This window comes from Kitasatospora sp. NPDC088351 (genome assembly GCF_040685575.1).
Classification (GTDB): domain Bacteria; phylum Actinomycetota; class Actinomycetes; order Streptomycetales; family Streptomycetaceae; genus Kitasatospora.
Genome location: NZ_JBFBIL010000006.1, coordinates 1 through 21,808, shown reverse-complemented (window position 1 = coordinate 21,808; position 21,808 = coordinate 1). Strand labels below are relative to the sequence as shown.

Here is a 21,808-nt window from a genome sequence, read left to right as displayed (position 1 = left end):
AGCGCAACCAGGGGGGCGCACCACCAGGGCGGTACGCACCCCTGGGGCGCAATTAGCGCTTGCTGTACTGCGGCGCCTTGCGGGCCTTCTTCAGACCGGCCTTCTTGCGCTCGACGGCGCGGGCGTCACGCATCAGGAAGCCGGCCTTCTTGAGGGCGGCGCGGTTGTTGTCCACGTCGGCCTCGTTCAGGGCACGGGCCACGCCGAGGCGCAGCGCGTAGGCCTGGCCGGACACGCCGCCACCCGAGATGCGGGCGACGACGTCGTAGCGACCGTCGAGCTCCAGCAGCTTGAAGGGCTCGTTGACGGTCTGCTGGTGCACCTTGTTGGGGAAGTAGTTCTCCAGGGTGCGACCGTTGATCTTCCACTGACCGGTGCCGGGGACGATGCGCACGCGGGCGATCGCCTCCTTGCGACGGCCGAGGCCGGCGCCCGGGACGGCCTCGCCGAAGCGGCCGGCCAGGGACTCGGAGGTGTAGTTCTCCTCGGAGGTGTACTCGCCCTCGACGACGGTCTCGTCGAACTCGACCTCAAGGGTTTCAGTGGTCTCGGCCACGATGTTCCTCAGCTCTTTTCAGTGATGGGGGGCTTGGTGGCCGGAGTTACTGCGCGACCTGGGTGATCTCGAACGGCACCGGCTGCTGGGCAGCGTGGGGGTGCTGGTCGCCCGAGTAGACCTTCAGCTTCGAGAGCATCTGGCGGCCCAGGCTGTTCTTGGGAACCATGCCCTTGATGGCCTTCTCGACGGCCTTCTCCGGGTTCTTGTCCAGGAGGTCGTCGTAACGGACCGAGCGGAGACCGCCCGGGAAACCGCTGTGGCGGTAGGCCAGCTTCTGGGTCTTCTTGTTACCCGACAGGTGCACCTTGTCCGCGTTGATGATGATGACGAAGTCACCAGTGTCAACGTGCGGCGCGTAGATCGCCTTGTGCTTACCCCGGAGGAGGTTGGCGGCCTGGGAGGCCAGGCGGCCGAGCACGACGTCGGTCGCGTCGATGACGTGCCACTGACGCTGGACGTCGCCGGGCTTGGGGCTGTACGTACGCACGGTCGTAGCCTTCGCTTTTCAGTGAGTGAGTCCTGACAGGAGCACCTGAACGAGGGATCAGCCCGGCCCGCCTTGGACGCAATTCAAGGGGGGACCGCTGGTCGTCGGTCTGGTATCTCCGGCGTACCGACCTCTCACGTGAGATGGAGCGAGCCAATACGCACAACAAGCGACCAGCCTACCGGGCGCGCCGGGGTGGGTCAAAATCCCTCAGCGCTCGCGCTCCACCCTGGTCACGTCCCAGACCGGCTCGGCCGACTCGTAGACCCGGCCGTCCGCGCCGAACACCAGGAAGCGGTCGAAGGTCCGGGCGAACCAGCGGTCGTGCGTCACGCAGAGCACCGTGCCGTCGAACGCCTCCAGCCCGGCCTGCAGCGCCTCGGCGCTCTCCAGGTCCAGGTTGTCGGTCGGCTCGTCCAGCAACAGGGCCGTCACCCCGGAGAGTTCGAGCTTGAGGATCATCAGCCGGGCCTGCTGCCCACCGGACAGCGACTCGAACTTCTGCTCCTCCTGGCGGTCCAGCTCGTAGCGGCGCAGCGCGCCCATCGCCGCGCCGCGGCTGAGCGCGTGCTCCTCCTCGACGATCGAGCGGACGGTACGGCCGAGCAGCTCCGGGTGGGCGTGGGTCTGCCGGAAGTGGCCGGGCACCACCCGGGCGCCGAGCTTCCACCGACCGGTGTGGGCGACCGTCCCGTCCCCCGCCAGCAGCCTCAGGAAGTGCGACTTGCCGGAGCCGTTGGAGCCGAGCACGCCGATCCGCTCGCCGTAGTAGACCTCCAGGTCGAACGGCTTCATCAGCCCGGTGAGCTCCAGCTGCTCCATGGTGAAGGCGCGCACCCCGGTACGCCCGCCCTTGAGCCGCATGGTGATGCTCTGCTCGCGCGGGGGCTCCTCCGGGCGGCCGGCCTCCTCGAACTTCTTCAGCCTGGTCTGCGCGGCGGCGTAGCGGGTGGCCAGGGCATGGCTGACGGAGGCCGCCTGGCGCAGGGTGACGACCAGCTTCTTGAGCTTGGCGTGCTCCTCGTCCCAGCGCCGGCCGAGCTCCTCGAAGCGCGCGAAGCGGTCCTTGCGGGCGTCGTGGAAGGAGTCGAAGCCGCCGCCGTGCACCCAGACGCTGCTGCCGGCCGCCCCCGACTCGACACTGATGATCTTCTGTGCGGTCCGGGAGAGCAGCTCGCGGTCGTGCGAGATGTACAGCACGGTCTTGGAGGTGGACCGGATGGCCTCCTCCAGCCAGCGCTTGCCCGGGACGTCCAGGTAGTTGTCCGGCTCGTCCAGCAGCAGCACCTCCTCGGGGCCGCGCAGCAGCGCCTCCAGGACGAGCCGCTTCTGTTCGCCGCCGGAGAGCGTGTTCAGGCCGCGCCACTGGGCCTTGTCGAAGGGCATCCCGAGGGCCGCCATGGTGCAGACGTCCCAGTCGGTCTCGTAGTCGTAGCCGCCGACGTCGGCCCAGTCCGAGAGCGCCTGGGCATAGGCCATCTGCGTCTTCTCGTCGTCCTGGGCGATCATCGCCAGCTCGGCGGCGTCCACGGCGCGGGCGGCGACGGCGATCCGCCCGGGGGCGACGGAGACCAGCAGGTCCCGGACGGAGGCGTCGGCGGGCAGCGCGCCCGGCGTCTCCTTCTGGTCCTCACGGCCGGTGGTGCCGACGAACTGGCGCATCACCCCGAGGCCGCCGCTGATGGTCACCGAGCCGCCGTGCGGCTGGATGTCGCCCGCGATCATGCGCAGCAGGGTGGTCTTGCCGGCCCCGTTGGCGCCCACCAGGGCGACCGCGGAACCCTCCCCCACCCGGAAGGACGCGTCGTCGAACAGCACCCGCCCGTCCGGCAGGTAGTACTCAAGGTGCGAAATCTCGACGTGTCCCATGGGGAGATTGTCCCAAGCGGTCGCCCTGGACCAAAACGGATTAACCAACCACCGGCTGTCCGGGCAGCGTCCGCATCCGGCGGGCCGCCCGGTTGCGCTCGGCGAGCTGGTCGTCCGGCGGGTAGCCGACCTCCTCCAGCGTCAGTCCGTACGGCCGGATGACGTTGACGGCGGAGTTGCGGACCCCGCCCGCCAGCACCTCGCCGGGGAACTCCACCGGCCGGTGCCCGTCGCCGACCAGCAGCATCGCGCCGACCAGCGCCCGCACCATGTTGTGGCAGAAGGCGTCGGCCCGGACGGTGGCGACCGCGAGAGAGCCCTCCTGGCTGGCGTAGCCGTCGACCGGGACGCGGTCCCAGCGCAGCTCCAGCAGGGTGCGGATGGTGGTCGCGCCCTCGCGCTTCTTGCAGTACGCCGCGAAGTCGTGCTCGCCCAGCAGCAGCTCGGCTGCCGCGTTCATCAGGTCGAGGTCCAGCGGGCGGTCGTGCCAGAGCACGTGCCCGCGCAGCAGCGGGTCCACCCCGCCGGGGTGGTCGGCGACCCGGTAGGCGTACCGGCGCCAGATCGCCGAGAAGCGGGCGTCGAAGCCGTCCGGCGCCTCGCCCACGCGGTAGATCCGGACGTCCCCCGGCAGCCGCCCGGCCAGCCTGCGCAGCAGCTTCTCGCGGTGCGCGGCCCACAGTTCGGCCGGCAGGTCCACGTGCGCGACCTGGCCGCGGGCGTGCACCCCGGCGTCGGTACGGCCGGCCACGGTGAGCGGGAACAGCTCGGGGCTTCGGGTGACGATCTGCAGCGCGGTCTCGATCTCCTCCTGCACGGTCCTGCGGCCGCCGCGCTGGCGGGCCCAGCCGGAGAACTCCGCGCCGTGGTAGGCGAGATCGAGCCGGACCCGGACGTACCCGTCGGCCGGGCCGTTCTTGACCGGCGGCCGCTCGGCGCAATCGTTGACCACTGCATCACTCCCAGAGATAACGGAACGGGCCCGCTCCCCCACGAATGGGAGAGCGGGCCCGCGACACCCAGAGGGGGTCAGGCCTGCTCGGCCTCGGCCTCGTCGGCCTTGGCGACGTCGACCTTGGTCTCCTCGACCTTGGCGTCGGCCTCCTTGACGGCGCGCTTGGTGGCGGCCTCGGCCTCGCCGACGGCGTTCTGCGCGACGGTCAGCGCCTCGACCAGCTCGATCACGGCCATCGGGGCGTTGTCGCCACGACGGGGACCGATCTTGGTGATACGGGTGTAACCACCCGGGCGGTTCTCGTAGCGCGGCGCGATCTCGGTGAAGAGGGTGTGCAGCACGGCGATGTCGGTGATCGTCTTGCGAACGAGGCGACGGTTGTGGATGTCGCCCTTCTTCGCCTTGGTGATCAGCTTCTCCGCCAGCGGGCGCATCCGACGGGCCTTGGCCTCGGTCGTGGTGATGCGGCCGTACTGGAACAGCTCCCGGCACAGACCGGCGAGCAGCAGCGGCTCGTGGTGCGGGCCGCCGCCGAGGCGGGCACCCTTGGTGGGACGCGGCATGGAATGACTCCTTGAATCTCCGACGGCGGCCGTACCAGGTACCGCCGCGGGCGTACGGACACGGTGTCCGCACGACTTTCATGGTGCCGGGGGCGGCCCCGGGGAACCGCCCCCGTCATCAAACTCAGTACTGCTCGGTCTCCGCGTAACCCGCGTCGTCCAGGTCGTCGGCGCCGAAGGCGTCGGCGGCGGCGGTCGGGTCGAATCCGGGCGGGCTGTCCTTGAGGGCCAGGCCCATGCCGGCCAGCTTCGCCTTGACCTCGTCGATCGACTTCGCACCGAAGTTGCGGATGTCGAGCAGGTCGGCCTCGGAGCGGGCGACGAGCTCACCCACGGTGTGGATGCCCTCGCGCTTGAGGCAGTTGTACGACCGAACGGTGAGCTCCAGCTCCTCGATCGGCAGCGCCAGGTCGGCGGCCAGGGCGGCGTCCGTCGGGGACGGGCCCATGTCGATGCCCTCGGCGTCGATGTTCAGCTCGCGGGCGAGACCGAACAGCTCCACCAGGGTCTTGCCGGCCGAGGCCATGGCGTCACGCGGGCGCATGGCGGGCTTGGTCTCGACGTCGACGATCAGCTTGTCGAAGTCGGTCCGCTGCTCGACACGAGTGGCCTCGACCTTGTAGGTGACCTTCAGCACGGGGCTGTAGATCGAGTCGACCGGGATACGGCCGATCTCCTGGCCGGAAGCCTTGTTCTGCACGGCGGAGACGTAGCCGCGACCGCGCTCGACGGTCAGCTCCATCTCCAGCTTGCCCTTGCCGTTCAGCGTGGCGAGGACCAGCTCGGGGTTGTGCACCTCGACACCGGCCGGCGGCGCGATGTCGGCGGCGGTGACCACACCCGGGCCCTGCTTGCGCAGGTACATCACGACCGGCTCGTCGTGCTCCGAGGAGACGACCAGCTGCTTGATGTTGAGGATGAGGTCGGTGACGTCCTCCTTGACGCCCGGCACGGTGGTGAACTCGTGCAGGACGCCGTCGATGCGGATGCTGGTGACAGCGGCACCCGGGATCGACGACAGGAGCGTACGGCGCAGGGAGTTGCCGAGGGTGTAGCCGAAGCCCGGCTCCAGCGGCTCGATCACGAACCGCGAGCGGAACTCGTCGACGACCTCTTCGGTCAGCGAGGGGCGCTGAGCGATGAGCATGTTTTCAGATCCTCCAGTTGACGTCGGCACCCACTATTTGATGCCGAACAGAACCAGCGTACGGGGTCCCGCTCGAAACGAGACCCCGTACGAGGTTGTGAAACAAGACCCGCGTGCCCGAAGGCGCTGCGTCAGACGCGGCGGCGCTTCGGCGGACGGCAGCCGTTGTGCGGGGTGGGGGTGACGTCCTGGATCGAACCGACCTCCAGGCCGGTGGCCTGGAGCGAACGGATCGCGGTCTCGCGGCCGGAGCCCGGACCCTTCACGAAGACGTCAACCTTGCGCATGCCGTGCTCCTGCGCGCGACGGGCAGCGGCCTCGGCGGCCATCTGCGCGGCGAACGGGGTGGACTTGCGCGAGCCCTTGAAGCCGACGTGGCCGGCGGAGGCCCAGGAGATCACGTTGCCCGCGGGGTCGGTGATCGAAACGATGGTGTTGTTGAACGTGCTCTTGATGTGCGCGTGGCCGTGAGCGACGTTCTTCTTTTCCTTGCGGCGGATCTTCTTCGCGCCGGCAGCCTGACGACCCTTGGGGGGCATAAGTCTGTTCTCCTACTGAGGTGGTCGGTCCGCTGACCCGCGGGCCGGAGGGATGTCCGGTTTGGGGGCGGACTACTTCTTGCCCGGCTTCTTCTTGCCGGCAATCGCGCGACGCGGGCCCTTGCGGGTACGCGCGTTGGTGTGGGTGCGCTGACCGCGGACCGGCAGGCCGCGGCGGTGACGCAGACCCTCGTAGCAGCCGATCTCGACCTTGCGGCGGATGTCGGCGGCCACCTCACGGCGGAGGTCACCCTCGACCGTGTAGTTGGCGTCGATGTACTGGCCCAGCTTCACGAGGTCTTCCTCGGAGATGTCGCGAACGCGGACATCCGGGTTGACACCGGTCTCGGCCAGGGTCTGCTGGGCGCGGGTACGGCCGATGCCGTACACGTAGGTAAGGGCGATCTCGATCCGCTTCTCACGGGGGAGATCAACGCCGGCGAGGCGTGCCATTCAAGGCTCCTGTGGTTCTTCAGAGGTCTTGCGTGCTACCTACTCCGACACCTCACGGTGAGGGAGCCCCGGCCTCTGACCGGGGGCGGCAGTCCGCCCGGAAACGGACGGATCGGGTAGCCCGCTTATGACGTTTTCGCGTCGCGCGAAGTACTACGAGAAATGCTGGGGAGAGATCAGCCCTGGCGCTGCTTGTGGCGCAGGTTGTCGCAGATCACCATGACCCGGCCGTGGCGGCGGATCACCTTGCACTTGTCGCAGATCTTCTTGACGCTCGGCTTGACCTTCATGCTTCAGGTTCTCCGGGTCTAGATCTGACGTTCTTACTTGTAGCGGTAGACGATCCGGCCGCGCGTGAGGTCGTAGGGGCTGAGCTCCACGACGACCCGGTCGTCCGGCAGGATGCGGATGTAGTGCATGCGCATCTTGCCGCTGATGTGCGCGAGGACCTTGTGACCGTTCTGCAGCTCGACCCTGAACATCGCGTTCGGAAGAGACTCGATCACGGTGCCCTCGATCTCAATGGCGCCTTGCTTCTTAGCCATGAACTGCGAGATCCACCTTCCGGGACCGGCTACCGTATGCGGCGCGCTCGTGCGAACCTGGGTTCACCCCGACCCGCTAGGGAAGAGGGCGTGCTGAAGCACGCTACGAGTGAGCCGACGGTCCATCGTACGCCAGCGCGTCGGCTGCACCAAAACGGGGCCCCCGTCCGGCCGAGGCCGTCACACGACCGAGGCCACCGTCAGCGGCTGGACGTGGGCGGTGCAGGCCGAACAGCGGCTGGCCGCCTGGGGGATCTCGGTCAGGCACTCGGGGCACGGCCGCTTGGGGGTCTTCGGCTTCTTCGGCATGTAGCGGGCGGTGGCCTTGGTCACCGGCAGCACCACACAGAAGTACAGCACCGCGGCGGTCATGAAGAACGCGATCAGCACGTTGAGGAACTGCCCGTACGGGAAGGTGACGCCGGCCACCGTCGCCTTGTACGAGCTGAAGTCGCCGGCGGCACCGACCACCACGCCGACCAGCGGAGTGAGGAACGCCGACACGAAACCGGTCACCACCCCGGTGAACGCGGCGCCGATGACGACACCGACCGCCATGTCGACGACGTTGCCGCGCATCATGAAGTCGCGGAATCCCTTGAGCACTGCTCTCTCCTCGCTCGAAGCCACTGCCAGCCGATAAAAATAGGACAAAAGCCCTGGAGGTCCAAACCTCCAGGGCTCTGATCCCTTGTCAGAAGCGGCAGTTGGCCACCTTAGCGGTTACGCGAGGGGGTCCGGAGCCGCGGTGATGCCCAGCTTCGCCAGCTCGGCCCGGCCGCCGTCGAAGGCCGTCAGCACCAGCGGGCCCTGCTCGGTGACGGCCACCGAGTGCTCCCAGTGCGAGGCCCAGGTGCCGTCGTTGGTGACGACCGTCCAGTCGTCCTCCAGCACGGTGGTGTGCGGGGTGCCCAGGGACACCATCGGCTCGATCGCCAGCACGGTGCCGGGGATCAGCTTGGGACCCTTGCCGCGGCCGCGCTCGACGTAGTTCAGCACGTGCGGCTCCATGTGCATCGCGGTGCCGATGCCGTGGCCGCCGTAGCCCTCGGTGATGCCCCACTTGCCCTTGGGCGGCAGCGGCTGACGGCGGATGTAGCCCTCGATCGCCTTGGAGACGTCGACCAGGCGGTTGCCCTTCTTCATCTGGGCGATGCCGGCCCACATCGAGCCCTCGGTGACCCGGCTCAGCATCTCGACCTCGGGCCGGACCTCGCCGACCGCGACGGTGATCGCGGAGTCGCCGTGCCAGCCGTCCAGGATGGCGCCGCAGTCGATGGAGATGACGTCGCCCTCCTGGAGCACCCGGTCACCGGGGATGCCGTGCACGACCTCGTTGTTCACCGAGGCGCAGATCACCCCGGGGAACCAGAGACCACCGTGGTGGGCCCGGAAGTTCGAGGTGGCACCGTGGTCCGTGATGACCTTGTCCGCGACGTCGTTGAGCTCCTGGGTGGTCACCCCGGGGGCGACCGCCTCGCGACAGGCCTTCAGCGCCTCGGCGACGACCAGCCCGGCCGCTCGCATCTTCGCGATCTGCTCGGAGGTCTTGATCTCCACCATCTGGTCACGCCTTCCTAGGGTTCCCGCCCGGTCCTTGCCGGGCGGCCGTGCACTCGTTCCACCGTACGACGCGGTACGGCCGCGCTGCCCCGGGAGGGCAAGCGCGGCCGTACGTACGTCGATGCTGCGTTCCGCCGTACTCGGCGGGTCAGCTGTCCTGCTTCAGCGCCTCGATCGCGCGCTGGGTGACCTCGTCCACCTTGCCGAGGGCCGGGATCGTCGCCACCAGGCCCTGCTGGGCGTAGTACTCGATGATCGGCTCGGTCTCCGTGTGGTAGACCTCCAGGCGCGTGCGCACCTTCTCCTCGGTGTCGTCCGAGCGCTGGTACAGCTCGCCGCCGCACTCGTCGCAGACGCCCTCGGTCTTCGGCGGGTTGTAGTCCACGTGGAACACGTGGCCGCCGTCCTTGCGGCACAGCCGGCGGCCGGCGATGCGCCGGACCACCTCGTCCTCGGGGACCTCCAGGTCCAGCACACCGTCGAGCTTGATGCCCTGCTCGGCGAGGAACCCGTCGAGCGCCTCGGCCTGGCCCAGGTTGCGCGGGAAGCCGTCGAGCAGGAAGCCGTCGGCGGCGTCCGGCTGGAGCATCCGGTCCTTGGCCATCCCGATGGTGACCTCGTCCGGCACCAGGCGACCCGCGTCCATGTAGCTCTTGGCCTCGAGCCCCAGCGGGGTGCCCTGACCGATGTTGGCGCGGAACAGGTCGCCGGTGGAGATGTGGGGGATGGACAGGGTCTTGGCGAGCAGGTGCGCCTGAGTACCCTTCCCGGCCCCGGGAGGCCCGACGAGGACGATACGCATCAGCGGAGGAACCCTTCGTAATTGCGCTGCTGGAGCTGGCTCTCGATCTGCTTCACAGTTTCGAGTCCGACGCCGACGACGATGAGCACGCTGGTGCCGCCGAACGGGAAGTTTGTCTGCTGTCCGAAGGCGACCAGGGCGATCATCGGGATCAACGCGATCAGGCCCAGGTAGAGCGAACCCGGCCACGTGATACGGGTGAGCACGTAGTTCAGGTACTCGGCCGTCGGGCGGCCGGCCCGGATACCCGGGATGAACCCACCATACTTCTTCATATTGTCGGCAACTTCTTCGGGGTTGAAGGAGATGGCGACGTAGAAGAAGGCGAAGAAGACGATCAGCAGGAAATAGGTGGCCATGTAGACGGGGTGGTCACCCTTGACGAAGTTGGTCCTGATCCACGTCGCCCAGCCGGCCTGGCTGTTGGTCAGCTGGACCACCAGGGCGGGGATGTACAGCAGCGACGAGGCGAAGATGACCGGGATGACACCGGCCTGGTTCACCTTGAGGGGGATGTAGGTCGAGGTGCCGCCGAACGCCCTGCGGCCGATCATCCGCTTCGCGTACTGGACGGGGATCCGGCGCTGGGCCTGCTCCACGAAGATGACCAGCATCACAACGATGACGCCGACCGCGACGACGGAGAGGAACTCCACCCAGCCGTCACCGATGGTGCCGGACTGCTTGATCGCCCACATCGAGCCCGGGAAGCCGGAGGCGATGGAGGTGAAGATCAGGATCGACATGCCGTTGCCGATGCCGCGGTCGGTGATCAGCTCGCCCAGCCACATGATGAACGTGGTGCCGGCGGTCATCGTGATGACCATGACAGCGATCCGGAACACCGACTGGTCCGGGACGATCTGGTTGGCGTAGATGCAGCCCGAGAACAGCGCGCCGCTGGAGGCCGTCGCGACGATGCCGGTGCCCTGGAGCACGGCGAGCGCGATGGTCAGGTAACGCGTGTACTGGGTGATCTTCGCGGTGCCGGCCTGCCCCTCCTTCTTCAGCGCCTCGAGTCGCGGGATCACGACGGTGAGGAGCTGGAGGATGATGCTGGCCGTGATGTACGGCATGATGCCGAGCGCGAAGATCGTCAGCTGAAGGAGCGCGCCACCGCTGAACAGGTTGACGAGCCCGAAGAGGCCGCTGCTCTTGGTGTCTTTCACACACTCGTTGACAGCCTGGAAACTGACCCCGGGTACGGGAATGTGCGAGCCCAGCCGGAACAGCACCATGATGCCCAGCGTGAACAGCAGCTTCTTGCGCAGGTCGGGCGTCTGGAACGCCCGCGCGAACGCACTGAGCACGGTGCCTCCTGCGCCTCCCGCACGTCGTCGGCGGGAGGGTCGGTCCTGAATGGGGAGTTTGCGGTTCGGGCCCCCGTACAGACGGCACAGGCGAGCCTACGCGCAGCCTACAAGGGAACTCCACGGACTCTAACAGTGCGCAGCCACTCGAAAGAAGCGCGAACGGCCCCTCCCCCACTCATGGGGTACGGGATGCCCGGGTTTGCCACACAAAAGAACGAGCCCCGCTCTCCCCTCCCGGGGAGGTGCGGGGCCTGAAACGCACGAGCCCCGTACCTCCCGGAAGGGAGGTACGGGGCTCGTGGGAAGTCAGCGGGCTCAGACGAGCTCGGTGACGGTACCGCCGGCGGCGGTGATCTTCTCGGCGGCCGAGCCGGAGACGGCGTCAACCGTCACCTGCAGGGCGACCGAGATCTCGCCGGTGCCGAGCACCTTGACGAGGGAGTTCTTGCGAACCGCGCCCTTGGCGACCAGACCCTCGACGGTGACCTCGCCACCCTGCGGGTAGAGCTCGGCCAGCTTGTCGAGGTTGACAACCTGGAACGTGATCTTGAACGGGTTCTTGAAGCCCTTCAGCTTCGGCAGGCGCATGTGGAGGGGCATCTGGCCACCCTCGAAGCGCTGCGGAACCTGGTAGCGGGCCTTGGTGCCCTTGGTGCCACGACCGGCGGTCTTACCCTTGGAGCCTTCACCACGACCCACACGGATCTTCTCGGTCTTGGCACCCGGGGCGGGCCGCAGGTTGTGGATCTTGATCGGCTGGTCGGCCATGATCAGTCCACCTCCTCAACCGTCACCAGGTGACGGACCGTCTGGGCCATCCCGCGGATCTCGGGACGGTCCTCCTTGACCACCACGTCGTGCATCCGCTTGAGACCAAGCGAACGCAGGGTGTCACGGTGGTTCTGCTTGCTGCCGATGTACGACTTGGTCTGCGTGATCTTCAGGCGAGCCATCAGGCGCTCACCCCAGCAGCACGCGCCCGCAGCAGAGCGGCGGGAGCCACGTCCTCCAGCGGCAGGCCACGACGGGCGGCGATCTCCTCGGGGCGCACGAGGCCCTTCAGAGCGGCCACCGTGGCGTGCACGATGTTGATCGCGTTGTCCGAGCCGAGCGACTTCGACAGGATGTCGTGAATGCCGGCGCACTCCAGGACGGCACGCACCGGGCCACCGGCGATAACACCGGTACCGGGGGCGGCCGGCTTCAGCAGCACGACGCCGGCGGCCTTCTCGCCCTGGATCGGGTGCGGGATGGTGCCCTGGATACGGGGGACCTTGAAGAAGTTCTTCTTGGCCTCCTCAACACCCTTGGCGATGGCGGCCGGAACCTCCTTCGCCTTCCCGTAGCCGACACCTACGGTGCCGTCACCGTCGCCCACCACGACCAGCGCGGTGAAGCTGAAACGACGACCACCCTTGACAACCTTGGCGACACGGTTGATCGCAACGACGCGCTCGACGTAAGCGGTCTTCTCGACGGCGGGGGCGTTACCCCGGTCGTCACGCTTACGGTCGCGCCGCTCGCCACCGCCGGTGCCGCCGCCGGCGCCGCTACCGCGGCGCTGGGGTCCAGCCATTGGAATTACCTCTCTCGATTACGTCCGTCGACTGAGCCGACGAGCGGCTTAGAAGTCGAGCCCGGCCTCACGGGCGGCATCGGCCAGAGCGGCGATGCGGCCTGCGTACCGGTTGCCCGCGCGGTCGAAGACGACCGACTCGATGCCGGCGGCCTTGGCGCGCTCGGCGACCAGGCTCCCGACCTTCTTGGCCAGCTCGGTCTTGTCGCCCTCGACGCCCTTGATGGACACGTCGAGGGTGGACGCCGACGCCAGGGTGTGACCCTTGGCGTCGTCGATGACCTGGGCGACCATGTGACGGTTCGAGCGCGTCACGACGAGGCGCGGACGCACCTCGGTGCCGACGACGCGCTTGCGAACGCGGATCGCGCGGCGCTTGCGAGCGGCGCTCTTGTAGGCGTTGCCCTTGCCGATCTTGACAGAGACGCTCATCGCTTACTTACCACTCTTTCCGACCTTGCGGCGGATGACCTCGCCCGCGTACTTGACGCCCTTGGCCTTGTACGGGTCGGGCTTGCGCAGCTTGCGGATCTTTGCGGCGACCTCGCCGACCTTCTGCTTGTCGATGCCGTCCACGTGGAACTTGGTGGGCGACTCGACGACGAAGGTGATGCCCTCCGGCGCGGGGACCAGGATGGGGTGGCTGTAGCCGAGCGAGAACTCCATGTCGGAGCCCTTCGCCGCGACGCGGTAACCAACACCGCTGATCTCCAGCGACTTGCGGTAGCCCGCGGTCACGCCGGTGATCATGTTCGCCACCAGCGTGCGGGTCAGGCCGTGCAGGGCCTTCGACTGACGCTCGTCGTTGGGGCGGGTGACGAGCAGCGTGCCGTCCTCGCCCTTGCCGATCTCGATCGGCGCGGCGACAACGTGGGTGAGGGAGCCCTTCGGGCCCTTCACCGAGACCGCCTGGCCATCGATGGTGACGTCCACGCCGGCGGGAACCGGGACGGGCAGCCGTCCAATGCGAGACATTGCTGTACCTCCGTTTCCCGAATTACCAGACGTAGGCGAGAACTTCTCCGCCTACGCCCTTCTTGGCGGCCTGCTTGTCGGTGAGGAGACCGGAAGACGTGGAGATGATCGCCACGCCCAGGCCGCCGAGCACCTTCGGCAGGTTGGTGGACTTTGCGTAGACCCGCAGGCCCGGCTTGCTGATCCGCTTGATGCCAGCGATCGAGCGCTCACGGTTGGGGCCGAACTTGAGCTCGATGGTCAGCTTCTTGCCAACCTCTCCCTCAGCGGGCTCCTCAACCTTGTAGGAGGAGATGTACCCCTCCTGCTGCAGGATCTGGGCGACGTGCGCCTTGATCTTGCTGGCCGGCATCGCCACGGTGTCGTGGTACGCCGAGTTAGCGTTACGCAGACGCGTGAGCATGTCTGCGATGGGGTCGGTCATGGTCATGATGGCCTCAGGCCTCTCTCGCCGTGGTTTCTCCGCGCCAGGTCCCCCTGCCGCACTCCAGAGGAGTGCGGCAGGGGCACAGACGCAGGGGACCTGCGGCGTCGTAAGACTGGGTGCGAGCCCTCCGAAGAGGGTCGACGGCAGCTATGGAGCTCCCGCGACAGGGGGCCCGACCCCACTACCTTACGGGATTCCGCACGTAGCCCCAAAAAGGGGCTCCGTGGGATCGGGCACACCTGCTTCGCTATGGCGTTACCGCGGGGTCCTGACTACCAGGAGCTCTTGGTCACGCCCGGCAGCTCGCCGCGGTGGGCCATCTCACGGAGGCACACACGGCAGAGGCCGAACTTGCGGTACACCGAGTGCGGACGGCCGCAACGCTGGCACCGGGTGTAGGCCCGGACGCCGAACTTCGGCTTCCGCTCGGCCTTCGCGATGAGGGACTTCTTCGCCATTGGCTCACGCCTCCTTGAACGGGAAGCCCAGAGCGCGCAGGAGCGCCCGGCCCTCGTCGTCGGTCTGAGCGGTGGTCACGACGGTGATGTCCATACCGCGCTGACGGTCGACCTTGTCCTGGTCGATCTCGTGGAACATAACCTGCTCGGTCAGACCGAAGGTGTAGTTGCCACGGCCGTCGAACTGCTTGGGGGAGAGACCGCGGAAGTCACGGATACGCGGCAGGGCCAGCGTCACCAGACGGTCCAGGAACTCCCACATGCGGTCACCACGAAGGGTGACGTGGGTGCCGATCGGCTGGCCCTCGCGCAGCTTGAACTGCGCGATGGACTTGCGGGCCTTGGTCACGGCCGGCTTCTGGCCCGTGATCGCGGTCAGGTCGCGGATAGCGCCCTCGATCAGCTTGCTGTCACGGGCGGCCTCGCCGACACCCATGTTGACGACGACCTTGACCAGGCCGGGCGTCAGCATGACGTTCTCGTACGAGAACTGCTCCTGCAGCTGACCCTTGATCTCGGAGTTGTAACGCTCCTTGAGACGGGGGGTCACCTTCTCAACAGTCGTCTCAGACATCAGATGTCCTCACCGGTTCGCTTGGCAACGCGGATCTTGTTGCCCTCGTCATCGAAGCGGTAGCCAACGCGGGTGACGACCTTCTTGCCGTCCTTCTCCACGACCAGCTGGACGTTGGAGACGTGCACCGGGGCCTCGACGGTGACGATGCCACCCTGAGTGCCCGGGCCCGGCTTGGTGTGCTTCTTGACCCGGTTGACACCCTCGACCAGGACCTTGTTCTCGGCGGGCATGGCCTGGATGACCTTGCCCTGCTTGCCGCGGTCCTTGCCGGTGATGACCTGGACCAGGTCACCCTTCTTGATCTTCATGCTGTTCGCCATGGGTTAGAGCACCTCCGGCGCAAGCGAGATGATCTTCATGAACTTCTTGTCGCGCAGCTCGCGGCCCACCGGGCCGAAGATGCGGGTACCGCGGGGGTCACCGTCGGTGTTCTTGAGAACGACAGCGGCGTTCTCGTCGAACCGGATGTACGAGCCGTCGGGACGACGGCGCGACTTCACGGTACGGACGACGACGCACTTGACGACGTCACCCTTCTTCACCGAACCGCCGGGGATCGCGTCCTTGACGGTGGCGACGATGACGTCCCCGATACCGGCGTAGCGGCGACCGGAGCCACCGAGAACGCGGATGCAAAGGATTTCCTTCGCGCCCGTGTTGTCGGCGACACGCAGTCGCGACTCCTGCTGGATCACAGCTTTCTCCTGATCGTCAACGAGAGCTGACGGGCCGGCCGCTGCTCACACCAGCGCCCGCAAGGGGCCTGGTGCACATACGGCCGTACCGCATCAACTTCGTTACTTGGCCTTCTCGAGGATCTCGACGACGCGCCAGCGCTTCGTCGCGGACAGCGGGCGGGTCTCCGCGAGGAGGACCCGGTCGCCGATGCCGCAGGCGTTCGCCTCGTCGTGCGCCTTCAGCTTGTTCGTACGGCGGATGACCTTGCCGTACAGCGCGTGCTTGACGCGGTCCTCGACGGCGACGACGACGGTCTTGTCCATCTTGTCGCTGACGACGAGACCCTCACGGGTCTTGCGGAAACCGCGCGTCTCGTTGGTGTTCTCAGTCATCAGGCGTTCTCCACCGTCTCGATGCCCAGCTCGCGCTCGCGCATCAGGGTGTAGATCCGCGCGATGTCCTTACGGACGAGCTTGAGCCGTCCGTGGTTGTCGAGCTGCCCGGTCGCCGCCTGGAAGCGGAGGTTGAACAGCTCCTCCTTGGCCTCACGGAGCTTGGCAACGAGACCCTCGTTGTCCAGCTCGCGGAGGTCAGCAGCCTTGGTGCCGGCCGACATCAGCTCTCACCTGCCTCGCGCCGGATGATCCGGCACTTCATCGGGAGCTTGTGAGCTGCGCGGGTCAGCGCCTCACGAGCCACCTTCTCGTTGGGGTACGACAGCTCGAACATGACCCGACCCGGGTGCACGTTCGCGATCCACCACTCGGGCGAACCCTTACCGGAACCCATGCGGGTCTCGGCCGGCTTCTTGGTGAGCGGACGGTCCGGGTAGATGTTGATCCAGACCTTGCCGCCACGCTTGATGTGACGGGTGACGGCGATACGAGCGGACTCGATCTGCCGGTTCGTCACGTAGGCCGGGGTGACGGCCTGGATGCCGTACTCGCCGAAGGCGAGCTCGGTGCCACCCTTGGCAGCGCCGCGGCGCTTGGGGTGGTGCTGCTTGCGGTGCTTGACCCGACGGGGGATCAGCATTGGAGTCAGGCCTCCGTTCCGGTGTTCTCGGCAGCCGGAGCCTCGGCGACCGGGGCCGCGGAGGCCTCGGCAGCGGCGGGGCGACGGCCACGGCCACCGCGCTCGCCACCACGGCGCTCGCCACCGCGGGCGGGACGACCACCCTCGGGACGGGCCGGGCGGTTGCCCGAGCGGGCAGCGGCGTTCTCAGCGCGGACCTCGGCGATGTTCTTGACGTCGCCCTTGTAGATCCAGACCTTCACACCGATGCGGCCGAAGGTCGTCTTGGCCTCGAAGAAGCCGTAGTCGACGTTCGCGCGCAGGGTGTGCAGCGGCACACGGCCCTCGCGGTAGAACTCCGAACGGCTCATCTCGGCGCCGCCGAGACGACCGGAGCACTGGACCTTGATGCCCTTGGCGCCGGACTTCATGGTGCCCTGCATCGACTTGCGCATGGCACGGCGGAAGGAGACGCGGGAGGACAGCTGCTCCGCGACGCCCTGAGCCACGAGCTGGGCGTCCAGCTCGGGGTTCTTGACCTCGAGGATGTTCAGCTGGACCTGCTTGCCGGTCAGCTTCTCGAGGTCGCCGCGGATGCGGTCGGCCTCGGTGCCACGGCGACCGATGACGATGCCGGGGCGCGCGGTGTGGATGTCGACGCGGACGCGGTCGCGGGTGCGCTCGATCTCGACCTTGGAGATGCCGGCGCGCTCCATGCCCTTCGTCATCATGCGACGAATGGCAACGTCTTCCTTGACGTAGTCCTTGTACAGCTTGTCGGCGTACCAGCGGGACTTGAAGTCCGTGCTGATGCCGAGGCGGAACCCGTGCGGGTTAACCTTCTGGCCCATTACCGGGTCCCTTCCTTGCTGCTGACGACCACGGTGATGTGGCTGGTCCGCTTGCGGATCCGGTAGGCACGACCCTGCGCACGCGGACGGAACCGCTTCAGGGTCGGGCCCTCGTCAACGTACGCCTCGCTGATGACGAGGTCGTCCACGTTGGAGTGGTTGTAGTTGTGCGCGGCGTTGGCAATGGCGCTGTCGAGCACCTTGCCGACGGGCACGGTGGCGGCCTGCGGAGCGAAACGCAGGACCGCCTGGGCCTCCGTGGCCGGCAGGCCACGGATGAGGTCCACCACGCGGCGGGCCTTCATGGGCGTGACGCGGATGTACCGCGCCTGGGCCCTGGCTTCCATGGTTGTCCCCTTGCTGGTGTAAGTCATTGAGTCGGTAATCTCGCTGGCGACTAGCGACGCTTCGACTTGCGGTCGTCCTTGACGTGACCGCGGAACGTGCGCGTCGGCGCGAACTCGCCGAGCTTGTGGCCGACCATCGACTCGGTGACGAACACCGGGACGTGCTTACGGCCATCGTGCACCGCGATCGTGTGGCCGAGCATGGCCGGGAAGATCACGGAGCGACGGGACCAGGTCTTGATGACGTTCTGGGTACCCGCCTCGTTCTGCGCGTCCACCTTCTTGAGAAGGTGGCCGTCGATGAAGGGGCCCTTCTTGAGACTGCGCGGCATCTGACCTGCTCCTAGCGCTTCTTGTTGGTCTTGCGGCGGCGCACGATGAGAGCGTCCGACGCCTTCTTCGGGCGACGGGTGCGACCCTCCTTCTGGCCCCACGGCGAGACCGGGTGGCGACCACCGGAGGTCTTACCCTCACCACCACCGTGCGGGTGGTCGATCGGGTTCATGGCGACACCACGCACGGTCGGGCGGACGCCCTTCCAGCGCATACGGCCGGCCTTGCCCCAGTTGATGTTCGACTGCTCGGCGTTGCCGACCTCGCCGACGGTCGCGCGGCAGCGCGCGTCGACCAGGCGGATCTCACCGGAGGGCATGCGCAGGTGCGCCATCTTGCCCTCACGCGCCAGCAGCTGAATGCCGGCACCGGCGGAGCGGGCCATCTTGGCACCGCCACCGGGACGCAGCTCCACCGCGTGAATGGTCGTACCGACCGGGATGTTGCGAAGCGGCAGGTTGTTGCCGGGCTTGATGTCGGCGCCGGCGCCGTTCTCGACCCGGTCACCCTGCGCGATGCCGCGCGGAGCGATGATGTAGCGCTTCTCCCCGTCCGCGTAGTGCAGGAGCGCGATGCGCGCGGTGCGGTTCGGGTCGTACTCGATGTGCGCGACCTTGGCCGGCACGCCGTCCTTGTCGTGACGACGGAAGTCGATCACGCGGTAGGCGCGCTTGTGTCCACCACCCTGGTGGCGAACGGTGATCCGACCGGCGTTGTTACGGCCGCCCTTGCTGTGCAGGGGGCGAACCAGCGACTTCTCCGGCGTGGACCGCGTGATCTCTACGAAGTCGGCCACGCTGGAGCCACGACGGCCCGGCGTAGTCGGCTTGTACTTGCGGATGCCCATTTGGCTCTCTCGTCCTCGTCCTTATCGACGATCACGATCCCCTTTTCAGGAGACCGGACCACCGAAGATGTCGATGCGGTTGCCCTCGGCCAGCGTCACGATGGCGCGCTTGGTGTCCTTGCGCTTGCCAAAGCCCGTCTTGGAGCGCTTGCGCTTGCCCTGACGGTTGATCGTGTTGACAGCCTCGACCTTGACCGAGAAGACCGCCTCGACGGCCTGCTTGATCTGGGTCTTGTTGGCGCCCGGCGACACGATGAACGTGTACTTGTTCTCGTCGAGAAGGCTGTAGCTCTTCTCGGAGATGACCGGCTTCACCAGGACGTCACGGGGGTCCGTGAACGTCTTGCTCGTAACGTCGCTCATCAGGCGGCGCTCCCTTCGAGCTCGCCCTCAGCGGCAACGGCCTTGGCGGACGCGGCCGGACCGGCCACGAAACGCTCGAAGGCGGCCTGGGTGAAGACCACATCGTCGGAGACGAGCACGTCGTAGGTGTTCAGCTGACCGGCGTCCAGGATGTGCACGTTCGGCAGGTTGCGAGCGGACTTGAGGCCCAGCTCGTCCGCGCGCTCGACGACCAGAAGGACGTTCTTGCGCTCGGTGATCTTGCCGAACAGACCCTTGGCGGCCTTGGTCGACGGCGCCTCGGTCGCGGTCACGCCGGTGATGACGTGAATCCGCTCGTGACGGGCCCGGTCGGTGAGCGCACCGCGCAGAGCGGCGGCGATCATCTTCTTCGGGGTCCGCTGCGAGTAGTCGCGCGGCACGGGACCGTGCACAACGCCACCGCCGGCGAACTGCGGCGCACGGGTCGAGCCCTGACGGGCGCGGCCGGTGCCCTTCTGGCGGTACGGCTTCTTGCCGCCGCCGCGGACCTCGCCACGAGTCTTGGTCTTGTGGGTGCCCTGACGGGCCGCAGCGAGCTGCGCCACGACGACCTGGTGCATCAGCGGAACGCTGACCTTCGCGTCGAAGATCTCGGCCGGCAGCTCGAGGCTGCCGGTCTTGTCGCCCGAGGGCGACAGGATGTCAATGGTGCTCATATCCTCACAGCCCCTTCGCCGCAGTGCGGACGAGGACGAGGCCGCCGTTCGGGCCCGGGATTGCGCCCTTGATCAGGAGCAGCCCCTTCTCCGCGTCAACGGCATGGATGGTCAGGTTCTGGGTGGTCACGCGCTCGTGGCCCATCCGGCCGGCCATCCGTACGCCCTTGAACACACGACCCGGGGTGGCGCAGCCACCGATCGAGCCGGGCGAGCGGTGCTTGCGCTGCACACCGTGACCGGCGCCGAGGCCCCGGAAGTTGTGGCGCTTCATGACACCGGCGAAGCCCTTGCCCTTGGAGGTGCCGGTCACGTCGACCTTGACACCCGCCTCGAACAGCTCCGCGGTGATCTCCTGGCCCAGCGTGTACTCGGACGCGTCCGAGGTACGCAGCTCGACCAGGTGGCGGCGCGGGGTGACACCGGCCTTGGCGAAGTGGCCCGCGAGGGGCTTGTTCACCTTGCGGGGGTCGATCTCGCCGAAGCCGATCTGGACGGCGTCGTAGCCGGCCGGACTGTCAGCGGTGTGGACCTGGGTCACGACATTGGGCCCAGCCTTGACGACGGTCACCGGAACGATCCGGTTGTTCTCGTCCCAGACCTGGGTCATGCCGAGCTTCTCGCCCAGGATGCCCTTAATCTGCTTAGCCATCTTCGGTGCGCCTCTCAGAGCTTGATCTCGATGTCGACACCAGCCGGCAGGTCGAGACGCATGAGCGAGTCAACCGTCTTCGGCGTGGGGTCGAGGATGTCGATCAGACGCTTGTGAGTACGCATCTCGAAGTGCTCGCGCGAGTCCTTGTACTTGTGCGGCGAGCGGATGACGCAGTACACGTTCTTCTCAGTGGGCAGCGGCACCGGGCCCGCGACCTGCGCACCAGTGCGAATGACGGTCTCGACGATCTTCTTCGCCGAGGAGTCAATCACCTCGTGGTCGTAGGCCTTGAGCCGGATGCGGATCTTCTGTCCCGCCATGGCTACTCAGTAGTCCTTTGTGTCGTCTATTGCTTCTACGGCCGGATTCATCCAGGTGGACTGTGTCCGGTGGTGCCTGTGGGTGGTTACCTCCGACCCACGCGGTCGGGCGTGTCGCACTCCCGCTTGCAAAAAATCCGACACGAGGTTCCCCTCCTGCGGATTTCCCACTGGATCGGTGAGGTCTTGCACCCACCAGGCGCCGGGTCGAGGCCCTGCCCACGCTTCCCGGAAGATTCCCGTACGTCCGCCCCGCAGCTGCCGCGGTGTCGACTTCACACCACTGCGTCCACACACTTCACGTGAACACATGAACGGCCATCACGGGAACGACGAGTACATGGGACTCGCTTCCAGTCCTCCCGGCGGGAGGCGCGCAGCATCGGCACTCAACCGAGCAACTTGGACATACTGCCACACGGAGCAAGCGGAAAGCCAATCGGGGCCGGTGAGGGTCTCCCCCACCGGCCCCGATCGACGGACGGCCCTCCGGTCAGTGCTTGCGCCAGAGCATCCAGCCGTGCTGCTGGTTGGTCCGGTCCACGTACCACTCGGCGGGGTGGTCGGCCCAGTAGGACTCCGGCGCCGCCTTGGCGTCCTTCGGCAGCGGGGTGACGATCGCGGTCGCCTCCGCCGGAATCGGCTGCCAGCGCGGGTCGCGGTACCAGACCCGGCCCTGGTAGACCTCGTAGGTCTGCGCCATCCGCAGGCCCCCGTCCATGTCCCAGGCGATCACCAGGTTGTCCTTGGGCTTGATCCCGGCGTCCTTGGTGAACCCGGTCGCCTCGAACTTGCGCCAGTCCGAGTGCGGGTAGGTGACCTGCTCGGTGATGGTGGCGGTGGCGAACCCGGCGAAGAGCGCGAGCGAGATGCCGACCGCCCAGAGCACCCGGCGGCCGCCGGCCAGCAGCAGCA

The 21,808-nt window shown here is 67.3% G+C and carries 36 protein-coding genes; all 36 read right to left on the bottom strand.

Features of this window, described 5'->3' with window-relative positions:
- Positions 1 to 52 precede the first annotated feature (52 nt).
- Entirely contained in the window at positions 53 to 556 is a 504-nt protein-coding gene (gene rpsI / locus AB0P06_RS06480; RefSeq protein WP_093861727.1) for a 30S ribosomal protein S9, read from the bottom strand.
- Between the two features lie 46 nt (positions 557 to 602).
- The gene (gene rplM / locus AB0P06_RS06475; protein WP_363605520.1) at positions 603 to 1,046 is read right to left on the bottom strand and encodes a 50S ribosomal protein L13; all 444 of its coding nucleotides are present in this window, start codon (positions 1,044 to 1,046) and stop codon (positions 603 to 605) included.
- Between the two features lie 210 nt (positions 1,047 to 1,256).
- Positions 1,257 to 2,915: an ATP-binding cassette domain-containing protein gene (locus tag AB0P06_RS06470; RefSeq protein ID WP_363605519.1), complete on the bottom strand. Its 1,659-nt coding sequence runs from the start codon at positions 2,913 to 2,915 to the stop codon at positions 1,257 to 1,259.
- 40 nt (positions 2,916 to 2,955) lie between these two features.
- A complete protein-coding gene (gene truA / locus AB0P06_RS06465; protein ID WP_363605517.1) occupies positions 2,956 to 3,867 on the bottom strand; it encodes a tRNA pseudouridine(38-40) synthase TruA in 912 nt (303 codons plus the stop codon).
- Between the two features lie 77 nt (positions 3,868 to 3,944).
- Positions 3,945 to 4,433, bottom strand: coding sequence for a 50S ribosomal protein L17 (gene rplQ, locus AB0P06_RS06460; RefSeq protein WP_363605516.1), 489 nt, complete (start codon positions 4,431 to 4,433; stop codon positions 3,945 to 3,947).
- Between the two features lie 124 nt (positions 4,434 to 4,557).
- Positions 4,558 to 5,580, bottom strand: coding sequence for a DNA-directed RNA polymerase subunit alpha (locus AB0P06_RS06455; RefSeq protein WP_030055844.1), 1,023 nt, complete (start codon positions 5,578 to 5,580; stop codon positions 4,558 to 4,560).
- 131 nt (positions 5,581 to 5,711) lie between these two features.
- On the bottom strand, positions 5,712 to 6,119 hold the full coding sequence (gene rpsK, locus AB0P06_RS06450; protein WP_030232513.1) for a 30S ribosomal protein S11: 408 nt from the start codon (positions 6,117 to 6,119) through the stop codon (positions 5,712 to 5,714).
- 72 nt (positions 6,120 to 6,191) lie between these two features.
- Positions 6,192 to 6,572: a 30S ribosomal protein S13 gene (gene rpsM / locus AB0P06_RS06445; RefSeq protein ID WP_030232510.1), complete on the bottom strand. Its 381-nt coding sequence runs from the start codon at positions 6,570 to 6,572 to the stop codon at positions 6,192 to 6,194.
- Positions 6,573 to 6,748: 176 nt separating this feature from the next.
- Entirely contained in the window at positions 6,749 to 6,862 is a 114-nt protein-coding gene (rpmJ, locus tag AB0P06_RS06440) for a 50S ribosomal protein L36 (RefSeq protein WP_003956441.1), read from the bottom strand.
- A gap of 33 nt (positions 6,863 to 6,895) precedes the next feature.
- The gene (gene infA, locus AB0P06_RS06435; RefSeq protein ID WP_014047798.1) at positions 6,896 to 7,117 is read right to left on the bottom strand and encodes a translation initiation factor IF-1; all 222 of its coding nucleotides are present in this window, start codon (positions 7,115 to 7,117) and stop codon (positions 6,896 to 6,898) included.
- 180 nt (positions 7,118 to 7,297) lie between these two features.
- The gene (mscL, locus tag AB0P06_RS06430; protein ID WP_363605514.1) at positions 7,298 to 7,723 is read right to left on the bottom strand and encodes a large conductance mechanosensitive channel protein MscL; all 426 of its coding nucleotides are present in this window, start codon (positions 7,721 to 7,723) and stop codon (positions 7,298 to 7,300) included.
- Positions 7,724 to 7,840: 117 nt separating this feature from the next.
- Positions 7,841 to 8,680, bottom strand: a complete 840-nt coding sequence (gene map / locus AB0P06_RS06425; protein WP_363605513.1) for a type I methionyl aminopeptidase — start codon at positions 8,678 to 8,680, stop codon at positions 7,841 to 7,843.
- Positions 8,681 to 8,828: 148 nt separating this feature from the next.
- Positions 8,829 to 9,482, bottom strand: coding sequence for an adenylate kinase (locus tag AB0P06_RS06420; protein ID WP_363605511.1), 654 nt, complete (start codon positions 9,480 to 9,482; stop codon positions 8,829 to 8,831).
- Positions 9,482 to 10,792 (bottom strand): preprotein translocase subunit SecY, encoded by a 1,311-nt coding sequence (gene secY, locus AB0P06_RS06415; protein ID WP_363605509.1) that lies wholly within the window; start codon positions 10,790 to 10,792, stop codon positions 9,482 to 9,484. Before secY ends, AB0P06_RS06420 begins: the two co-directional genes overlap by 1 nt.
- A 318-nt stretch (positions 10,793 to 11,110) precedes the next feature.
- Positions 11,111 to 11,566, bottom strand: a complete 456-nt coding sequence (rplO, locus tag AB0P06_RS06410) for a 50S ribosomal protein L15 (RefSeq protein WP_363605792.1) — start codon at positions 11,564 to 11,566, stop codon at positions 11,111 to 11,113.
- Complete coding sequence (gene rpmD / locus AB0P06_RS06405; RefSeq protein WP_030251557.1) at positions 11,566 to 11,748, bottom strand: 50S ribosomal protein L30; 183 nt, start codon at positions 11,746 to 11,748, stop codon at positions 11,566 to 11,568. Before rpmD ends, rplO begins: the two co-directional genes overlap by 1 nt.
- Positions 11,748 to 12,371, bottom strand: a complete 624-nt coding sequence (gene rpsE, locus AB0P06_RS06400) for a 30S ribosomal protein S5 (protein ID WP_030055834.1) — start codon at positions 12,369 to 12,371, stop codon at positions 11,748 to 11,750. Before rpsE ends, rpmD begins: the two co-directional genes overlap by 1 nt.
- Positions 12,372 to 12,419: 48 nt before the next feature.
- Entirely contained in the window at positions 12,420 to 12,803 is a 384-nt protein-coding gene (gene rplR / locus AB0P06_RS06395; protein ID WP_209414075.1) for a 50S ribosomal protein L18, read from the bottom strand.
- 3 nt (positions 12,804 to 12,806) lie between these two features.
- Positions 12,807 to 13,346 (bottom strand): 50S ribosomal protein L6, encoded by a 540-nt coding sequence (gene rplF, locus AB0P06_RS06390; RefSeq protein WP_363605506.1) that lies wholly within the window; start codon positions 13,344 to 13,346, stop codon positions 12,807 to 12,809.
- A 22-nt stretch (positions 13,347 to 13,368) separates the two neighbouring features.
- The gene (rpsH, locus tag AB0P06_RS06385; RefSeq protein ID WP_350503566.1) at positions 13,369 to 13,776 is read right to left on the bottom strand and encodes a 30S ribosomal protein S8; all 408 of its coding nucleotides are present in this window, start codon (positions 13,774 to 13,776) and stop codon (positions 13,369 to 13,371) included.
- A 269-nt stretch (positions 13,777 to 14,045) separates the two neighbouring features.
- A complete protein-coding gene (locus AB0P06_RS06380) occupies positions 14,046 to 14,231 on the bottom strand; it encodes a type Z 30S ribosomal protein S14 (RefSeq protein ID WP_030393303.1) in 186 nt (61 codons plus the stop codon).
- A gap of 4 nt (positions 14,232 to 14,235) precedes the next feature.
- On the bottom strand, positions 14,236 to 14,805 hold the full coding sequence (gene rplE, locus AB0P06_RS06375) for a 50S ribosomal protein L5 (protein ID WP_238862989.1): 570 nt from the start codon (positions 14,803 to 14,805) through the stop codon (positions 14,236 to 14,238).
- Positions 14,805 to 15,116 (bottom strand): 50S ribosomal protein L24, encoded by a 312-nt coding sequence (gene rplX / locus AB0P06_RS06370; RefSeq protein WP_030055828.1) that lies wholly within the window; start codon positions 15,114 to 15,116, stop codon positions 14,805 to 14,807. The genes rplE and rplX overlap by 1 nt, the downstream gene beginning before the upstream one ends.
- Positions 15,117 to 15,131: 15 nt before the next feature.
- Positions 15,132 to 15,503 (bottom strand): 50S ribosomal protein L14, encoded by a 372-nt coding sequence (rplN, locus tag AB0P06_RS06365; protein ID WP_030393301.1) that lies wholly within the window; start codon positions 15,501 to 15,503, stop codon positions 15,132 to 15,134.
- Positions 15,504 to 15,605: 102 nt separating this feature from the next.
- Positions 15,606 to 15,878, bottom strand: a complete 273-nt coding sequence (rpsQ, locus tag AB0P06_RS06360; protein WP_030055826.1) for a 30S ribosomal protein S17 — start codon at positions 15,876 to 15,878, stop codon at positions 15,606 to 15,608.
- A complete protein-coding gene (gene rpmC, locus AB0P06_RS06355; RefSeq protein ID WP_063348970.1) occupies positions 15,878 to 16,102 on the bottom strand; it encodes a 50S ribosomal protein L29 in 225 nt (74 codons plus the stop codon). Before rpmC ends, rpsQ begins: the two co-directional genes overlap by 1 nt.
- Positions 16,102 to 16,521: a 50S ribosomal protein L16 gene (rplP, locus tag AB0P06_RS06350; RefSeq protein WP_030055824.1), complete on the bottom strand. Its 420-nt coding sequence runs from the start codon at positions 16,519 to 16,521 to the stop codon at positions 16,102 to 16,104. The genes rpmC and rplP overlap by 1 nt, the downstream gene beginning before the upstream one ends.
- Positions 16,522 to 16,526: 5 nt before the next feature.
- Positions 16,527 to 17,351, bottom strand: coding sequence for a 30S ribosomal protein S3 (rpsC, locus tag AB0P06_RS06345; RefSeq protein WP_188306763.1), 825 nt, complete (start codon positions 17,349 to 17,351; stop codon positions 16,527 to 16,529).
- Complete coding sequence (rplV, locus tag AB0P06_RS06340; RefSeq protein WP_030055822.1) at positions 17,351 to 17,698, bottom strand: 50S ribosomal protein L22; 348 nt, start codon at positions 17,696 to 17,698, stop codon at positions 17,351 to 17,353. The genes rpsC and rplV overlap by 1 nt, the downstream gene beginning before the upstream one ends.
- A gap of 50 nt (positions 17,699 to 17,748) precedes the next feature.
- Positions 17,749 to 18,030, bottom strand: coding sequence for a 30S ribosomal protein S19 (rpsS, locus tag AB0P06_RS06335; RefSeq protein ID WP_030055821.1), 282 nt, complete (start codon positions 18,028 to 18,030; stop codon positions 17,749 to 17,751).
- Between the two features lie 11 nt (positions 18,031 to 18,041).
- The gene (gene rplB / locus AB0P06_RS06330; protein WP_329885382.1) at positions 18,042 to 18,878 is read right to left on the bottom strand and encodes a 50S ribosomal protein L2; all 837 of its coding nucleotides are present in this window, start codon (positions 18,876 to 18,878) and stop codon (positions 18,042 to 18,044) included.
- Between the two features lie 45 nt (positions 18,879 to 18,923).
- Positions 18,924 to 19,241, bottom strand: coding sequence for a 50S ribosomal protein L23 (gene rplW / locus AB0P06_RS06325; protein WP_030280768.1), 318 nt, complete (start codon positions 19,239 to 19,241; stop codon positions 18,924 to 18,926).
- On the bottom strand, positions 19,241 to 19,918 hold the full coding sequence (rplD, locus tag AB0P06_RS06320) for a 50S ribosomal protein L4 (RefSeq protein ID WP_363605504.1): 678 nt from the start codon (positions 19,916 to 19,918) through the stop codon (positions 19,241 to 19,243). The genes rplW and rplD overlap by 1 nt, the downstream gene beginning before the upstream one ends.
- A gap of 4 nt (positions 19,919 to 19,922) precedes the next feature.
- Complete coding sequence (rplC, locus tag AB0P06_RS06315) at positions 19,923 to 20,570, bottom strand: 50S ribosomal protein L3 (protein WP_360184161.1); 648 nt, start codon at positions 20,568 to 20,570, stop codon at positions 19,923 to 19,925.
- A gap of 14 nt (positions 20,571 to 20,584) precedes the next feature.
- Positions 20,585 to 20,893 (bottom strand): 30S ribosomal protein S10, encoded by a 309-nt coding sequence (gene rpsJ / locus AB0P06_RS06310; RefSeq protein ID WP_012785157.1) that lies wholly within the window; start codon positions 20,891 to 20,893, stop codon positions 20,585 to 20,587.
- A gap of 493 nt (positions 20,894 to 21,386) precedes the next feature.
- Positions 21,387 to 21,808: hypothetical protein (locus AB0P06_RS06305; RefSeq protein ID WP_363605502.1), on the bottom strand; the 422-nt coding region annotated here is incomplete at its 5' end.

Excerpts from the sequence above, each read along its gene's own strand:
- AB0P06_RS06470 (WP_363605519.1), bottom strand. The coding sequence starts at position 2,915 with ATGGGACACGTCGAGATTTCGCACCTTGAGTACTACCTGCCGGACGGG.
- rplQ (WP_363605516.1), bottom strand. The coding sequence starts at position 4,433 with ATGCCGCGTCCCACCAAGGGTGCCCGCCTCGGCGGCGGCCCGCACCAC.
- AB0P06_RS06455 (WP_030055844.1), bottom strand. The coding sequence starts at position 5,580 with ATGCTCATCGCTCAGCGCCCCTCGCTGACCGAAGAGGTCGTCGACGAG.
- rpsK (WP_030232513.1), bottom strand. The coding sequence starts at position 6,119 with ATGCCCCCCAAGGGTCGTCAGGCTGCCGGCGCGAAGAAGATCCGCCGC.
- rpsM (WP_030232510.1), bottom strand. The coding sequence starts at position 6,572 with ATGGCACGCCTCGCCGGCGTTGATCTCCCCCGTGAGAAGCGGATCGAG.
- rpmJ (WP_003956441.1), bottom strand. The coding sequence starts at position 6,862 with ATGAAGGTCAAGCCGAGCGTCAAGAAGATCTGCGACAAGTGCAAGGTG.
- infA (WP_014047798.1), bottom strand. The coding sequence starts at position 7,117 with ATGGCTAAGAAGCAAGGCGCCATTGAGATCGAGGGCACCGTGATCGAG.
- map (WP_363605513.1), bottom strand. The coding sequence starts at position 8,680 with ATGGTGGAGATCAAGACCTCCGAGCAGATCGCGAAGATGCGAGCGGCC.
- AB0P06_RS06420 (WP_363605511.1), bottom strand. The coding sequence starts at position 9,482 with ATGCGTATCGTCCTCGTCGGGCCTCCCGGGGCCGGGAAGGGTACTCAG.
- rpmD (WP_030251557.1), bottom strand. The coding sequence starts at position 11,748 with ATGGCTCGCCTGAAGATCACGCAGACCAAGTCGTACATCGGCAGCAAG.
- rpsE (WP_030055834.1), bottom strand. The coding sequence starts at position 12,371 with ATGGCTGGACCCCAGCGCCGCGGTAGCGGCGCCGGCGGCGGCACCGGC.
- rplR (WP_209414075.1), bottom strand. The coding sequence starts at position 12,803 with ATGAGCGTCTCTGTCAAGATCGGCAAGGGCAACGCCTACAAGAGCGCC.
- rplF (WP_363605506.1), bottom strand. The coding sequence starts at position 13,346 with ATGTCTCGCATTGGACGGCTGCCCGTCCCGGTTCCCGCCGGCGTGGAC.
- rpsH (WP_350503566.1), bottom strand. The coding sequence starts at position 13,776 with ATGACCATGACCGACCCCATCGCAGACATGCTCACGCGTCTGCGTAAC.
- AB0P06_RS06380 (WP_030393303.1), bottom strand. The coding sequence starts at position 14,231 with ATGGCGAAGAAGTCCCTCATCGCGAAGGCCGAGCGGAAGCCGAAGTTC.
- rplE (WP_238862989.1), bottom strand. The coding sequence starts at position 14,805 with ATGTCTGAGACGACTGTTGAGAAGGTGACCCCCCGTCTCAAGGAGCGT.
- rplX (WP_030055828.1), bottom strand. The coding sequence starts at position 15,116 with ATGAAGATCAAGAAGGGTGACCTGGTCCAGGTCATCACCGGCAAGGAC.
- rpsQ (WP_030055826.1), bottom strand. The coding sequence starts at position 15,878 with ATGACTGAGAACACCAACGAGACGCGCGGTTTCCGCAAGACCCGTGAG.
- rpmC (WP_063348970.1), bottom strand. The coding sequence starts at position 16,102 with ATGTCGGCCGGCACCAAGGCTGCTGACCTCCGCGAGCTGGACAACGAG.
- rplP (WP_030055824.1), bottom strand. The coding sequence starts at position 16,521 with ATGCTGATCCCCCGTCGGGTCAAGCACCGCAAGCAGCACCACCCCAAG.
- rpsC (WP_188306763.1), bottom strand. The coding sequence starts at position 17,351 with ATGGGCCAGAAGGTTAACCCGCACGGGTTCCGCCTCGGCATCAGCACG.
- rplV (WP_030055822.1), bottom strand. The coding sequence starts at position 17,698 with ATGGAAGCCAGGGCCCAGGCGCGGTACATCCGCGTCACGCCCATGAAG.
- rpsS (WP_030055821.1), bottom strand. The coding sequence starts at position 18,030 with ATGCCGCGCAGTCTCAAGAAGGGCCCCTTCATCGACGGCCACCTTCTC.
- rplB (WP_329885382.1), bottom strand. The coding sequence starts at position 18,878 with ATGGGCATCCGCAAGTACAAGCCGACTACGCCGGGCCGTCGTGGCTCC.
- rplW (WP_030280768.1), bottom strand. The coding sequence starts at position 19,241 with ATGAGCGACGTTACGAGCAAGACGTTCACGGACCCCCGTGACGTCCTG.
- rplD (WP_363605504.1), bottom strand. The coding sequence starts at position 19,918 with ATGAGCACCATTGACATCCTGTCGCCCTCGGGCGACAAGACCGGCAGC.
- rplC (WP_360184161.1), bottom strand. The coding sequence starts at position 20,570 with ATGGCTAAGCAGATTAAGGGCATCCTGGGCGAGAAGCTCGGCATGACC.
- rpsJ (WP_012785157.1), bottom strand. The coding sequence starts at position 20,893 with ATGGCGGGACAGAAGATCCGCATCCGGCTCAAGGCCTACGACCACGAG.